This is a genomic window from Flavobacterium palustre (assembly GCF_014639535.1).
Taxonomy (GTDB): Bacteria; Bacteroidota; Bacteroidia; order Flavobacteriales; family Flavobacteriaceae; genus Flavobacterium; species Flavobacterium palustre.
Genome location: NZ_BMGA01000005.1, coordinates 243,433 through 258,296, shown reverse-complemented (window position 1 = coordinate 258,296; position 14,864 = coordinate 243,433). Strand labels below are relative to the sequence as shown.

Sequence of the window (14,864 nt, the reverse complement as noted above, 5' to 3'; positions counted from 1 at the left end):
AAGCTTCGAGTTTAATCTCGAAGCTTTTTTTTTAGTTTTCCATATTACCGCCGGCAGGTCTGTCATCTCCCATTCCACCACCTTGTCTCTCACTCATTCTTTGCTGCATTCTTTGTTGCATTTTTTCCTGATTACTTTTCCATTTTGCTAATTGCTCAGGAGTTAAGATAGCGGCCATTTTTCCTTCCATAGCTTTTCTTTGTTCAGCCATCATTTCTCTGCCTTGACCTTTTTTGTCTTTCATTTCCGCCATTCTGGCTTCTCTGTTTTTAGCTTCGTCAGCATAAAGTTGTTTTAGTTGCTCCTGTTGTTTTGCATCTAAGTTTAAATCTTTAGTCATTCTTGCAACACGTTGTTCTGTACGCTGCTCCGGAGTCATGTTTCCCATGTTACCTCTTTGTGGTCTGTCATTGTTGTCCTGAGCAAAACCTGCTACTCCAACAATCAATAATGCGGCAATAATTAATTTTTTCATTTCTTTTTTGATTTATGTTAAAAGTTATAGCATTAAGATAGTAAAAAGAATAAAAGGTTTAATTATTAATAAAAAAATGTTGAATGACTTTTTAAATGATAAATTTGACTTAGGAATTTTTTTTAACGAATGAAGCCGATTCAAATTTTACAAAACCACCACGATTTTCATGTCTTTCAATAGATTGGGTTACAATCAAATATCCTATAGTAATCATGTTTAATAATTCATAATAGGAAGTGTTGATTTGATGTGTTTTACCAATTGCTTCTATTTCCTGTTTCCAATTTAAAAGTTGTTCTTTAGCTTTAATCAAATCCGCGTCATATCTAACAATACCTGCATTTTGTCTCATTAAGTGCTGAAGATTAGCTTTTAATTTTGTCAAATAGTTAGCATCTATTTCCGGTTTTTCAGATGTTTCTGTTTCCTGAATCTCCTTCTTTATTGTTTTTATTTCCAAATTAGGATTGGCCAGATATTCGTAAATTCTACTAGAATACACTAATGCTTCTAATAATGAATTGGATGCTAATCGGTTGGCACCATGCAAACCGGTTTGAGAACATTCGCCACAGGCAAATAAATTGGTTACCGATGTTTTTCCGTTCATATCAACTACAATTCCGCCACAAATGTAATGTTGTGCCGGTACTACCGGAATCCAGTCTTTTGCAATGTCAATTCCTGATTTCAGACAATGATTGTAAATCATTGGAAAATGCTTTTTGAAAGCTTCTATATCCAGATGAGTGCAATCTAAATAGACACAATCATCACCTGATTTTTTCAGTTCCAAATCAATACTTTGAGAAACAATATCTCTGGAAGCCAATTCTTCACGGGCATCATAATCGATCATGAAACGATGTCCTTTTTTGGTACGCAAATAAGCACCAAAACCGCGAACCGCTTCTGAAATCAAAAATTTAGAACCGGTAGATTCTTCATAAAAAGCGGTAGGATGGAATTGGATGAATTCCATTTCTTTAATCTTGGCATGCGCACGGTATGCCATAGCAATTCCGTCTCCGGTTGCAATTACAGGATTAGTGGTATGTCCATAAAGATGACCTATTCCGCCTGTTGCCAATAGCGTAATGTCAGATAGGTAAGTGCTTATTTGTTTGGTGCTTTCGTCTAAAACAATAGCTCCTAAACAGTAGTTGTCAGCGGTAATTAAATCGGCAGCAAAATGATGATCCAGAACTGTGATGTTTTCTTTTTGATAAACTTGCATCAAGATTGCGCGTTCAATTTCATGACCAGTTTGGTCTTTATGATGCACCACACGATTTTCTGAATGCCCGCCTTCTTTACCTAAATTTAAATTACCATCGGAGTTTTTGTCAAATTTAGCTCCCCATTCGATTAGTTCTTTTAATCGTTTGGGACCTTCGGTAACGACCATTTTTACAACGGCTTCATCACATAATCCGTCTCCACAAATCAAAGTATCTTCGATGTGTTTTTGGTATGAATCTTCGTTTTTATCGGTAACAATAGCTATACCACCCTGGGCATATTTGGTATTTGATTCGTCGGCATTGGCCTTGGTTACAATGGTTATTTTTTTGTTCGGAAATTGCTCTGCTATCCGAAGCGCAAATGTCAAACCGGCAACACCAGAACCGATAATCAGGTAATTGGTATTTGTCATTATTTTGATAATTCAAGCATTCTCTCAATTGGAACTAATGCTTTTTGGATAATGTCTTCGGATACGTAAACTTCAGGGCTTTCGTTTACTAAACAATCGTATACTTTTTGTAAAGTATTCATTTTCATGTAACCACATTCGCTGCAAGCACAAGTATTATCCTCTTTTGCCGGAGCAGGAATTAAGATTTTATCAGGTACTTCCTGTTGCATTTTGTGCAAAATACCAAATTCAGTAGCTACAATGAATTTATTGTTCGGATTGTTTTTTACATAATCAATCATTCCTGAAGTCGAACCAATATAGCTGGCAGTAGCTAAAATATGGGTTTCAGATTCCGGGTGCGCAATGATTTTTGCATCCGGATGTTGTTTGTGCAATTCGATTAATTTATCCAACGAAAAGGCTTCGTGCACTACGCAGGAACCATCCCAAAGTAACATGTCACGACCTGTTTTGCTAATTACATATTTTCCTAGATTCTTGTCCGGAGCAAAGATAATTGGCTTGTCTTTTGGAATAGATTCTACAATTTTCACTGCATTTGCTGAAGTAACCACAATGTCAGTCAAAGCTTTTACTTCGGCAGAACAATTCACATAAGTGATAACGGTATGGTCTGGATGCTGATTGATGAAATTTTTAAATAAGTCCGGAGGACAGGATTCTGCCAAAGAACATCCTGCATTCAAATCCGGAAGAATTACTTTTTTGTTTGGATTTAAAATTTTAGCTGTTTCAGCCATAAAATGGACTCCTGCAAAAAGAATAATATCGGCATCCACTTTCATTGCTTCTTGTGATAATCCCAAGCTGTCCCCTACATAATCCGCGATATCCTGAATATCATTTTCCTGATAATAATGTGCTAAAAGAACTGCATTTTTCTCTTTTTTTAATTGTAAGATGCGCTCTTTCAGATCTTTTATTTTGTTTGTGTCCATTGTTTAATCTTGATTACAAGTGTACTATGTTGTTGTTTGTTGTTTTTGTTTTGTAAAGCTAATTTAGTTTAAAAAGTTAATACCTTAAAAAAGTATCTCCTGATTTAATTCCCATTGCTAATTCCTCCAAATTAGTGTTTTCTAACATAAAAGCCAATTCATTTCTAATCGATTTGAATTTTTCATGTACCGGACAAGGATGTTCCTCAGAACAATGGCTTAAACCCAAACCACATCCGGTAAAAACAGAATCGCCTTCCAGTGCCGTTACAATTTGAGACAATTTGAGTTGACTCATTTTTTCTTTTGGAATCTCAAAGCCACCGCCCACACCTTTGATAGAATTGATAATATTGTTTTTGGATAAAATCTGTAATATCTTGGCAGTAAAAGCCTCAGGAGAATCTATCTTTTTGGCAATATCTTTCAGTCCGACTCTATTGTTTTGATAGGATTCAGATGCAATGAAAATAGTTGCCCGAATCCCGTATTCACAGGTTTTAGAGAACATAATTAGTTTTTTACAAATTTATAGAAAATAAGCGTTATTATTCGACTCAATTTTCAGTATTTATGTGATTTAATTGTGCCTTTAAAAAGCCCTAAAACAAGCATAAAAATAGCTATAGGTAAGAAAATACTAGATAAAAATAGATTTTGGTAATAACATGGAAATTGTCCAAGGCCTAAAAAGAGATAAATGCCTTGTCCGAATAACAGCAATTCGGTTAGTACAAAGCTAAAAATGAATAGTTTTATTTCCCAATTGGATATTTTTTTTGAGTCGTTTAAAAAAGAATTTTTTAGCAGAAAAGCAAACAAAAAACCAGTGATAATCCCTAACATCGTCAGATGGATATAACCAATGACAAAATTCCGAATCTGATGTGAAATTTGGGCTAATTCCGGAATTAAAACCACTAATTGAATGATAATTTTCAAGAACAATGAGGTTAAGGCAAAACCATAAACCAGTTTTTCAACGGGTTTTAAATTGGCAAAGAAAGTTTGAAAATGCGGTCTGATTATTTGAATAAAAAGGATAAAAGAAAGCAGTTGCAATAGCACTCCCAGACTGTTTATCCAATGAAAAGCAGGATTAGGAAGATACCAACTCACCGGCAAAGCAAGAGTTAAAACGGTAGCTGTAACCAATAAATTATAGAATAGTTGAAATTGCTTTTCGTTGATATTGCCTTTTAACTGATTAAAAAATAAGGCTAAAATGGCAAACAAAAACCAACCGTTAAATTGGAAATGCAGGAAAAACTGAATGGCAATTTGATAAAAAGCACTGGCTTTACCTAATAATCCAACTGCCGGACCCAAACACCAAACACCTAAAGTTGATACAATCATAAAAAATAAAGCCGTTCTCAAAAGTAGTTTTTCAGGCAGCGACTCAGTACGGGCATCTTTCCAGGCTAATCGGCAGAAATAATAACTGCAAAAAATATGTAGTGTAGAAAAGGTAATCGAAAATAAAGCATATCCTTCAACAGGAAAGCGAAACATCATACCGATAACAGCAATTTCGGTTAGCCAGAATAATCGGTTGTAAACGGGTTTTTGTTGTGCTGTTTTTGGAATAAAAAAATGAACAATCAAACTGTAAATCATCAGGTAAACCCAGCCTAACATGGCAACATGAGAATGTCCGTGCAATAAAAACTGATAATTGATACTTTCAACAGAGAATACATACAGCAATCGAAGCAGTAATCCCATGAGAGCTGCGATAAAGAAATTGATAAAACAGATTAAAAGCCAGGATTTTTGCATAATTATCCTCTAAAATGGACGTTGATTTTTGGTGTAGAAAGTTGTTGACTGTCTAATTTCCGGAACGAATGCCCTAATTTTTCCAGAGTTTTTACATCATTTACAAAATGCTGGATGTAATAATTTCCGGTGTAATTTTTCTTTTCTAAATAAACAATCATTTGTTGGATGTCTTTCTCAGTAAGCAATTCCGAATGAACAGTGGTGCGTACTTCAAACGGAAGCGGGCTTTCCAGCAATAAATGTAAGGATTTTTCAAACGGAGAAAAAAGCAGTGATTGGGTTATTTTTTCAAAATGCTCTGGCAGGGTTTTAAAATCCAAAGCGACATAATCAATTAATTGCTTTTCTATCAGTGTTTTTAGGATATTTGGTTTTGAACCGTTGGTGTCAATTTTTACCAGGAAGCCCATTTTTTTGACTTCGATAATCAGTTCAATGATGTTTTTGTGTAACAAACATTCGCCTCCGCTAAAAACAACTGCATCGAGTAAATTTTTACGGGAATGAAGAAAAGCAAGCGTTTTTTCGAAAGAAATACTTCCTTTTCCAAGAACAATTTCGGGATTGTAACAATAAAGGCAACGCATATTACAGCCTGCAAACCAAAGAATACAGGCTGATTGATGCGCATAATCTAATAAAGTAAAAGGCGTTATGCTGTAAATAGGTGTACTAACATTTTCCTTCATTGAAATGAGTGCGTTGTTTGTGTTCTCCTTTTTTTCCAATGTTGAAACTTTCTACAGGTCGGTGATAGCCCATTACTCGGGTGTACACTAAGCATTTGGTTCTTAAATGCTGTTTTTCTTCTAAAATAGGGTTCGTGGCTGTTTTCATGTTTTTCGGATTATGAGTTATGAGTTATGAGTTATGTGTTAAGGGTTAGGAGTTAGTTGCCAATTTTACTGACGCTTAACTCTTAACATCTAACTTTTTTCCATTAATAAAAGATCATCACATTTCGGGCAATATTCATGCTCGCCGTTCAAATAACCATGAACAGGACAAACACTAAATACCGGCGTTACGGTGATGTAAGGCAGTTTGAAGTTAGACAACACTTTTTTTACAAATTGTTTACAGGCTTCAGGAGAACTGATTTTTTCACTCATATACAAATGTAAAACCGTTCCTCCGGTGTATTTGCATTGTAATTCATCCTGTAAAAACAAGGCTTCGAATGGATCTTCGGTATGATTTACCGGAATTTGCGAACTGTTAGTGTAATAAATATTTTCTTCCTGTCCCGCCTGATAAATATCGGCAAAGCGTTTCTTGTCTTCTTTGGCAAAACGATAGGTCGTTCCTTCGGCTGGCGTGGCTTCCAGATTATATAAATTTCCGGTTTGTTCCTGAAATTCTTTCATTCGGTTGCGAATATGATCCAGAATTTCAGAAGCTAATGCGATTCCTGTGTTGGAAGTTATTGTGTCCTGATTTTCGGAAAAATTGACAATCATTTCGTTGATTCCGTTTACGCCGATGGTAGAAAAATGATTTCTGAAATGTTGCAGGTAACGCTTGGTGTACGGATACAAACCACGGTCGTACATTTCCTGAATAAAGATTCTTTTTTTCTCCAAAGTCGATTTTGAAATGTATAATAATTGGTCTAATTGTTCGAATAATTCGGCTTTATTTCCTTTGTACAAATAGCCCAAACGCGCCATGTTGATGGTCACAACACCAATACTTCCCGTCATTTCGGCACTTCCAAAAAGACCGTTTCCGCGTTTTAACAATTCGCGTAAATCTAATTGTAAACGACAACACATAGAGCGAACGGCATTGGGTTTATAAGCATTCGGATTTTCTGTTTTATTTCCGTTTTCATCCAAAACATATTGGCTCCCGATAAAGTTCTGAAAATAAGAAGAACCAATTTTAGCTGTATTTTCGAAAAGTAAATCGGTATTTTCTCCGTTCCAGTCAAATTCTTCGGTGATATTTACCGTTGGAATCGGGAAGGTAAAAGGCTGTCCATTGGCATCGCCTTCGGTCATTACGGTGTAATAAGCTTTGTTGATGAGATTCATTTCGGCTTGGAAATGCTCGTAACGCAAATCGGTTAATTTAGTTACACCTCGTTCTTTGGCTCTGACTAAAAGATCATAATTGAAGTTACCTTCAAAAAAGTGTAAATCATTTTTCGTCGGAATTTGCGTTTTTAAATCTTCAGGAACCACCCAGTCCAAAGTGATGTTGGTAAAAGGCGATTGTCCCCAACGCGCCGGAACATTCAGATTGTAAACAAAACTGCGAACCGCTTTCAGTACATCATCAAAAGAGAGATTGTCTTTGAAAACATAAGGCGCCAAATAAGTATCGAAAGAACTGAAAGCCTGAGCACCTGCCCATTCGCTTTGCAAAATCCCAAGAAAATTTGCCATTTGTCCCAGCGCTTCCCTGAAATGCGACGGTGCTTTGCTTTCCACACGACCGCGAACACCGTTAAAACCTTCGTTCAATAATACCCGCAAACTCCAGCCGGCGCAATAGCCGGTCAGGCAATCCAAATCATGAATGTGAATATCTCCGTTACGGTGGGCATAACCTTCTTCTTTGGTATACACTTTATCCAGCCAATAATTAGCAATGATTTTTCCCGCTACATTATTGACCAAACCGGCATTAGAGTAGGAGGTATTGGCATTGGCATTAATGCGCCAATCGGTTTGTTCAATGTATTCTTCGATAGTCTGAGTGCTGTCCACATAAGTGGTGTCTTCGTTTAAACCATCAATATGCTCGCGTTGCAGTTTTCGGGTATGGCGGAACAGCATAAACGAACGCATGACTTCAAAATACTTTTTTTCAAAAAGATTTTTCTCGATTAAATCCTGAATTTCTTCTACCGCCCAGGTTTCCTTAGACTCTAAGTCCCGGATAACATTTTCAAAAATGTTTTCATCAATTGCCATGGAAACACTCAGGAAGCTTTTTTCGATAGCGTCTTTTATTTTAAAAGGTTCAAAAGGCTTGTATTGGCCGTTTCTTTTTATAACATATTTTTCCATAGCATTTGATGATTTTAGTTTACTTACCTGGGATTCACATTTAAAAATAATTACCACAAATTGTACTCTTTTTAATTCCACGAATCTGCCAAAGGCAGAAAGAAATTTTGTTATTTGATTTTTTATTGATTAGAATTAGTGACCATTGGTGGAATTCGTGTCTAACTTTTTTTTAAGCGCTCCCCTGTTTACTTATTTGTTTTTATTATTGTGCTGAAATTTTTTTCTCTAATTCGACTGCTTTTGGGAATAAGATGTTGTTTTCCAGGTGAATGTGTTTGTGTAAATCCTGTTCGAATTCCTGAAGCATGGCAAAGGTTACTTTGTAAGTATTGCAGGCATCTGCCGGTGGGGTATAATCATTGGTTAATCCGGCTATTTTTCTAAAACGCTCTCCTTCGGCATCGTGTTCGTGCATCATCATGGCAATTGGATTTTCGACAGTTCCAAAATGAGGTTGTTCTACTAACTCATCCTGTAGTGTTGCTTTGACCATTTTTTTGATAAAAGGAAATAAAATCAGTTCTTCTTTTTTCATGTGTTGTGCCAACTCGCCTGCGCAGCCAATGAACAATTCATTGATGGCAAATAATTCAGGATGAGATGCGCCGTGTACTCTGCACAATTTGTCTAAGAAAGGAAGTAAGATTTGAGTTTTTTCTTCCACATAACGGTGATGGGTTTTCTCGATATAATCGGCTAATAAATCCAGAGGCCATGATTGAAAATCGATGTTGTTATCATTTTTAGTGTTTAAAACAGCATTGATTTCATTTAAAATAGTTTCTGAATCATGTCCTTTTTTGTCACAGGCTTCTTCAATTGTTCTGTTTCCTTTGCAGCAAAAATCGATGCCGTATTTTGAAAAAATGGCTGCTGTTCTGAAATCTTTTGCTACATATTCTCCGATGGTTGTTTTTTCTAATGTTTCCATAATTGTTGTTCTTTAAGTTTTAATTTTTTTGCTATAAAATAATGTTTTAAATAAAAAGGATAAAATTGTCCTAAATTATACTGTGCCAAATTATGTTTTGTAATTTGTTTTTAATTAGTTGTTTAGGATGGTATTGAATACTCTTATTTGAGAATGTAATTTTAAGAAGAATAAAAAAGACAGAATATGATTTAAATCATATTTTAAATTTCATATCAGCCTTTTCTTTGCAATATCAAATAAAAGACAAATTTATCCTTTATTTGAATTCGAGTAATTTTATTAACAAAAAAAAACAAGTAATTATGCTTTCAAAATCACAAGCAAGAGCATTTTTTTTGGGAGGAACCCTGGTCACCTTTTTAATTTTTATAGGACTGACCATTTATTCGTTCATGCCCCGAAATGACCAAACAAATTATACCAAAATTGATAAACAGGTAGTACGGGGAAAGGAGCTTTGGGAAACCAATAATTGTATGGGATGCCATTCCATTATGGGAGAAGGAGGTTATTATGCTCCGGAATTGACAAAAGTAGTGGAGCGAAGAGGAGAAGGATATATCAAAGCTGCTTTGATGTCGCCGGTACCCTGGGCACCCAACGGACGAAAAATGGTAGTTTATAAAATGAATGAAAAAGACGCCGATGCTGTTGTTGCCTACTTAAAATGGATTGGGAAAATTGATTTGAATGGTTTTGACCGAGTGGTTTCACCATTAGCAAAAGAAAATAATTAAATTTTACAAATATGAAATATAAATCACAAAAAGTCGCCTATTGGTTTTTTGCATTGTGTATGTTATTGTTCTTATTGCAAATTGTTTATGGCTTTATCATGGGCTTTGACCGAATAGGAATTCAGGGATTACACGATATTATTCCGTTTAATACAGCGCGTGCCGTACATACTAATTTACTGGTAGTTTGGTTGCTAACGGGTTTTATGGGAGCAGCCTATTACATTATTCCTGAAGAAGCGCAACACGAACTCATAAGCGTAAAATGGGCTTATGTCCAATTAATTTCCTTAGCAGTGGTAGGAGTTGTAGCCATTATTGGTTTTCACTTAAATCATTGGGAAGGAAGAAAGTTTCTGGAGATTCCAAGAGAGCTGGATTATTTAGTAGTAGTTAACGTTTTACTTTTCTTATCTCTAATTATAGGAACGCTGTATAAAGGAAAACAAAAAACGACTACTGCAATAGTGCTGGTCATGGGCTTATTCTTTGCCGCTTTATTATATATCCCGGGAATGATTTGGTTTGACAGTCAGGTAACGGATTCTTTCTTCCGTTGGTGGGTAGTGCATTTATGGGTTGAAGGAGTTTGGGAGTTAATTATGGGAGGGATTCTTTCATTCCTGTTAATCAAATTAACCGGAGTTGACAGAGAGGTTATCGAAAAATGGCTGTATGTAATTGTAGGTTTGACTTTTCTTTCAGGAGTTTTAGGAACCGGACATCACTATTATTATATTGGAGTGAATAAAATCTGGTTGATTGTTGGTGGAATTTTCTCTGCTTTGGAACCTCTGGCTTTCCTGGCTATGGCATTATTCGCAGTGAATATGTACCGCAAAGGAGAAAAAAGTCATCCTAACAAAATAGCTTTATTCTGGACTATTGGCGCTTCTATTGTTTCATTTATTGGAGCCGGATTATTAGGTTTTGCACATACTTTACCTCAAACTAATTTATATACACACGGAACATTAGTAACGGCTATGCACGGACATTACGCTTTTTGGGGCGCTTATGCGATGATTGTTTTGGCAATTATCAGTTATGCACTTCCAAATTTAACTGGGCGCAAACGCTACAATAGTACACAGGGAAATGTAGCATTTTGGTTATCCAATGTTGGAATGCTGGGAATGACAACTGCTTTTGGAGTTGCCGGTGTGGTTCAGGTCTATTTGGAACGCAAAATGAAAATGGAATTTATGGTGGTTCAAAACGAAATCAGTATTCATTTTGTTGTGCTGCTCATTTGTGCCACGATGTTTACTATCGGAATAAGTCTGTTTATTTATGATTTCTTTAAATACGGACGTCCTTCGGATGAAGCTTTAGAAATAAAATAACTAACGAATCCCTTTTTTTTAAACCGGAAGACTTTAACAACTGTTTCTTAGTTACTGCATTTCCATGAAAACCTTTGTTGGGAATTCCGGTTTTTTTCTAAAAATTTTAAAAATATGTTAGTAGATACTTTAATAAATATACCTTATTACCATGCTGTTGGCAAAGAGATGGATGTTTTTAAGCAAGCTTATAAAAACAAAATTCCTATTTTATTGAAAGGACCAACAGGAACGGGAAAATCCCGTTTTATAGAATACATGGCGCATCAATTGGATAAAAAACTAATTACGATTAGTTGTCATGAAGAAACTTCTTCCACTGATTTAATTGGGCGATTTATCATCAAAGGAGCAGAAACCGTTTGGCTTGACGGACCTTTGACAACAGCCGTAAAAGAAGGTTCTATCCTTTATCTCGATGAGGTTGCCGAAGCCCGTCCCGATGTGATTGTGGCCATCCATTCCCTGACCGATCACCGACGCGAATTGTTTATCGATAAACTGGGCGTAACGGTAAAAGCACATGAGGATTTTATGTTGGTTGCTTCTTTTAATCCGGGTTATCAAAGAGGTTTTAAAGAACTAAAACCATCCACACGCCAGCGATTTATTGCAGTTTCTTTTGATTATCCCGAACCAAAAATTGAAACAGAAATCCTGATTAATGAAACCGAAATTGATTCGGATACCGCTAAGAAATTAGTCGCCATTGGGAATAAAATTAGGAATCTGACTGAATTAGGATTGACCGAAACGGTTTCCACCCGATTGCTGGTTGATGCCGCTAAAATCATCCACAGCGGATTGCCTAAACGATTGTCTGTTCATGTGGCTATTGTTGAACCGTTGACAGATGATTTACAAACAATTCAAGCCCTGAAAGATTTATGCGATTTGATGATATAGAAAAGAGTGGTCAGTGGTCAGATTTTTAGTGTTCAGTGAACTGGCGAAAATATTGACTATTCTAAATCACTGATTACTAATTAACCGAACACTGAATACTAAAAAAAATATGGGATTTGAATTAGACGAATATTTAGTTGGGAAGTTTTTCAAGCAATTGAAAAAAAGAAAAAAAACAGCTCCCGAAATTTTAGAAAAAACGGTTTTTCTAATTGACATCAAACCGCGATTGACCATTCTGGCGCGGGCATTAACCGGAAAGGCTATCGCTATTTATCCGGCTGAAAGGGAAGGCGGTTATAAAAACAATAATTTTTTCCTTCCAATTTCCTTTGCCGAATTAGATACGAAAGAAGAAAATCTGACTTTTTATCTTTTTCGAACACTGTTTTTAAGTGTTCAACAACGATTAAATCTCAATTGGACTTCTGAAGAAAATGAACCGTCACTGGAACTTTCGCAGCAAAAAGCATTCGAAAGTGCTGATGCGATTTTGAAAATTATTTTCGAAGAATATGCTATCGACAGAAATTTTCATTCCCGGGCAAAGCAGCATTTTATCGAACAGGCAACTGAGAAAAAAGCTGCTGATTTTTCCTGGCTTTATGGCAAATGGATGAAAAACGAAGTGGAACAAAATTCTGAAACGTTACTCGAAAATTTCGCTGATATTACCAAAAAAGGAATTGAAAATCAGCCGACAACTACATTGAAAGCAACAGCAGTGGAAGAAGTGGTAACGGTGGAATTGGATAAAAAACAACAGGAAGATTATGTCATGCTGCATAATTTTGAAAAGGTAGAAACGGCTGAAGAATTCAATGGAGTTTGGCGCGATTTTGATGGTAGTGACGAACTTGAAGAACATCAGGATGCGCTGGAAGAATTGAATATGAAATATACCGTTCGTGTCGATGATACGGCACATTCGGTTTATCAGGCTGATTTTATCGAAAACACTTCTATTTCAGAAAGTGCCGAAGTGGATGCTAAAGGTTATCATTTGCTCTATGACGAATGGGATTGTAGCAAAGCGGTTTACAAACAAGACTTTTGTAAAGTCTATCCCAAATTACAGCAAAAAACGGATGCTGATTATTACAAAATGACAATTGCAAAAAACGCTTCAACTTTATTAGGCTTGCGCAAAATGTTGACGAATGTTAACAACAAAATGCAGCAGCAAAAGCGTCAGACACAAGGCGAGGAATTTGATATTGATGCCATTACCGATTTGTATGTTGATGTGCATTCGAAAAGAACACCTTCGGAGAAAGTTTATATTTCAAATCGTAAAAAAGAGAAAGATTTATCCATTCTGATTCTTTTGGATATCAGTCTGTCCAGTGACAGTTATGCTGCCGGAAACCGAGTGATTGATGTAGAAAAAGAGGTTTCAATTTTGTTTGGAGAAATCCTGAACGAATTCAATATCGATTTTTCGATAGACAGTTTTTATTCAAAAACCCGAAACTATTCGACCTATTTGACGGTTAAGGATTTTGATGAAAATTGGAACATTGGCAAACATAAAATTGGAGCCATAGAACCTAACGGTTATACCCGAATTGGCGCTGCGTTGCGTCATGCCGGTGCCCGACTAGATCAAAGAAATACTAAAAATAAATGGGTCATCCTGATTTCTGACGGAAAGCCCAATGATTACGATAAGTACGAAGGAAAATACGGCATCAACGATGTCAAACAGGCACTTCGGGAATTGAATAGTAAAAATATTAATTCTTATGCTTTGGCAATTGAAGCTGAAGCCAAGTACTATTTGCCGCAAATGTTCGGGCAAAATCATTATCAGATTTTAACAACAGCAGTCGAGCTGTTACAGTCTTTAGTCAAATTATACGAGAAGATAAGACACCAAAAATAACTAAAATCCACCCCGCCTTTGCTTCGCCAGTTCGCTGTCGCTTGTGTCAGGCACCCCTCCAGAGGAGGGGAAGTCGCTTAAATTCCCCTCCTCTGGAGGGGTGCCCAACGGGTGGGGTGGGAAAAATTTATTACAATGATAAAAACAACACATACTACAAAACTTCCTGAAGGACATCCCATTCGGGTGTATTTTCAGGAAAATGACCTGATTCATTCTCTTTTAGAAGAATTATCGAATACCATTCCAGAAGAGGATTTTCAAAAATATACCAATGTTTTTAATCAGTTATCCACGATTGAAAAACGATTTGCGCGAAAAGAAAACCAGCTTTTTCCCTTTTTAGAAAAGAAAAACTGGGTTGGTCCTTCACAGGGAATGTGGTCATTTCATGATAATTTGAGAGATCAATTTCGTTTGATTCGTTATTATCTTAGGAATCAAAATTTTGAGAAAGTAACTATCAATACTCCGTTTCTGGTGGATGGGATTTATCGGCTGATGCATGTGGAAGAAACGGTTTTGTTTCCCAATGCGTTGGACTTGCTTACTGAAGAAGACTGGATAAAAATGCGTGCCGGTGAAGAAGAAATAGGCTGGATGTTACCGCAAAATCCTGCGCCTTTTACTCAAGAAGAATACATTCATCCAAGTGAGGATTTTACACAGCGGGAGTTGCCTTTTTCGCTTGAAAACACTTCGCATTATGATGAAGGTTATATGACTGTGGAGCAGGTGAATTTACTTTTCAGAACGATGCCTTTGGATTTGACTTATGTGGATGAAAATGACAGAGTGATTTTTTACAATCGCGGAGAAGAGCGCGTTTTTCCCAGAAGCGCCGGAATCATTGGTCGTGAGGTGAAATTTTGCCATCCGCCCAAAAGTGTAGGAACGGTTCTTAGAATCCTGGAAGAATTTCGAAAAGGAACCAAAAATGAATCTTCTTTTTGGATCAATTACAAAGAACGTCTGATTTACATTCGCTATTTCGCTGTTCGTGATGCTGATAAAAATTATAGAGGTGTTATCGAAATGTCTCAGGATATAACCGATATCAGGAAAATTGAAGGCGAAAAACGATTGCTGGATTGGGAGTAGGTTTGATTTAAGAATTTAGAATTTAGAATTTAGAATTTAGATTTTTTCCATGATTGTATTACTTTTTATTT

At 36.3% G+C, this 14,864-nt stretch carries 14 protein-coding genes; 5 read left to right on the top strand and 9 right to left on the bottom strand.

Features of this window, described 5'->3' with window-relative positions; translation table 11 throughout:
* Window positions 1-31: 31 nt before the first annotated feature.
* The 9 genes from IEV84_RS11620 to ric all read right to left on the bottom strand — a co-directional run bounded on the left by IEV84_RS11620 (window position 32) and on the right by ric (window position 8,815).
* Window positions 32-475 (bottom strand): DUF4890 domain-containing protein, encoded by a 444-nt coding sequence (locus IEV84_RS11620; RefSeq protein WP_188494440.1) that lies wholly within the window; start codon window positions 473-475, stop codon window positions 32-34.
* Window positions 476-584: 109 nt separating this feature from the next.
* Window positions 585-2,135, bottom strand: a complete 1,551-nt coding sequence (gene nadB / locus IEV84_RS11615) for an L-aspartate oxidase (protein ID WP_188494439.1) — start codon at window positions 2,133-2,135, stop codon at window positions 585-587.
* Window positions 2,135-3,079: a quinolinate synthase NadA gene (gene nadA, locus IEV84_RS11610; RefSeq protein WP_188494438.1), complete on the bottom strand. Its 945-nt coding sequence runs from the start codon at window positions 3,077-3,079 to the stop codon at window positions 2,135-2,137. The genes nadB and nadA overlap by 1 nt, the downstream gene beginning before the upstream one ends.
* Window positions 3,080-3,155: 76 nt before the next feature.
* Window positions 3,156-3,590: an RrF2 family transcriptional regulator gene (locus tag IEV84_RS11605; RefSeq protein ID WP_188494437.1), complete on the bottom strand. Its 435-nt coding sequence runs from the start codon at window positions 3,588-3,590 to the stop codon at window positions 3,156-3,158.
* A gap of 53 nt (window positions 3,591-3,643) precedes the next feature.
* Window positions 3,644-4,861, bottom strand: a complete 1,218-nt coding sequence (locus IEV84_RS11600) for a hypothetical protein (RefSeq protein ID WP_188494436.1) — start codon at window positions 4,859-4,861, stop codon at window positions 3,644-3,646.
* A gap of 2 nt (window positions 4,862-4,863) precedes the next feature.
* Complete coding sequence (locus IEV84_RS11595) at window positions 4,864-5,553, bottom strand: anaerobic ribonucleoside-triphosphate reductase activating protein (RefSeq protein WP_188494435.1); 690 nt, start codon at window positions 5,551-5,553, stop codon at window positions 4,864-4,866.
* Window positions 5,537-5,701 (bottom strand): anaerobic ribonucleoside-triphosphate reductase, encoded by a 165-nt coding sequence (gene nrdD, locus IEV84_RS11590; RefSeq protein ID WP_155960748.1) that lies wholly within the window; start codon window positions 5,699-5,701, stop codon window positions 5,537-5,539. Before nrdD ends, IEV84_RS11595 begins: the two co-directional genes overlap by 17 nt.
* A gap of 89 nt (window positions 5,702-5,790) precedes the next feature.
* Window positions 5,791-7,881 (bottom strand): ribonucleoside triphosphate reductase, encoded by a 2,091-nt coding sequence (locus IEV84_RS11585; protein WP_188494434.1) that lies wholly within the window; start codon window positions 7,879-7,881, stop codon window positions 5,791-5,793.
* 205 nt (window positions 7,882-8,086) lie between these two features.
* Window positions 8,087-8,815, bottom strand: a complete 729-nt coding sequence (gene ric / locus IEV84_RS11580) for an iron-sulfur cluster repair di-iron protein (protein WP_188494433.1) — start codon at window positions 8,813-8,815, stop codon at window positions 8,087-8,089.
* 305 nt (window positions 8,816-9,120) lie between these two features.
* Here ric and IEV84_RS11575 point away from each other — a divergent pair, with 305 nt between their 5' ends.
* The 5 genes from IEV84_RS11575 (at window position 9,121) to IEV84_RS11555 (ending at window position 14,793) form a co-directional block, all read left to right on the top strand.
* The gene (locus tag IEV84_RS11575; protein ID WP_066327484.1) at window positions 9,121-9,555 is read left to right on the top strand and encodes a c-type cytochrome; all 435 of its coding nucleotides are present in this window, start codon (window positions 9,121-9,123) and stop codon (window positions 9,553-9,555) included.
* A gap of 11 nt (window positions 9,556-9,566) precedes the next feature.
* Window positions 9,567-10,901 carry a cbb3-type cytochrome c oxidase subunit I gene (locus IEV84_RS11570; protein WP_188494432.1) on the top strand — a complete coding sequence of 445 codons (1,335 nt, stop codon included), beginning with the start codon at window positions 9,567-9,569 and terminating at the stop codon, window positions 10,899-10,901.
* Window positions 10,902-11,015: 114 nt separating this feature from the next.
* The gene (locus tag IEV84_RS11565) at window positions 11,016-11,807 is read left to right on the top strand and encodes a CbbQ/NirQ/NorQ/GpvN family protein (RefSeq protein ID WP_188494431.1); all 792 of its coding nucleotides are present in this window, start codon (window positions 11,016-11,018) and stop codon (window positions 11,805-11,807) included.
* A gap of 109 nt (window positions 11,808-11,916) precedes the next feature.
* On the top strand, window positions 11,917-13,692 hold the full coding sequence (locus IEV84_RS11560; protein WP_188494430.1) for a nitric oxide reductase activation protein NorD: 1,776 nt from the start codon (window positions 11,917-11,919) through the stop codon (window positions 13,690-13,692).
* A gap of 135 nt (window positions 13,693-13,827) precedes the next feature.
* Window positions 13,828-14,793 carry a DUF438 domain-containing protein gene (locus IEV84_RS11555; RefSeq protein ID WP_188494429.1) on the top strand — a complete coding sequence of 322 codons (966 nt, stop codon included), beginning with the start codon at window positions 13,828-13,830 and terminating at the stop codon, window positions 14,791-14,793.
* Window positions 14,794-14,864 lie beyond the last annotated feature (71 nt).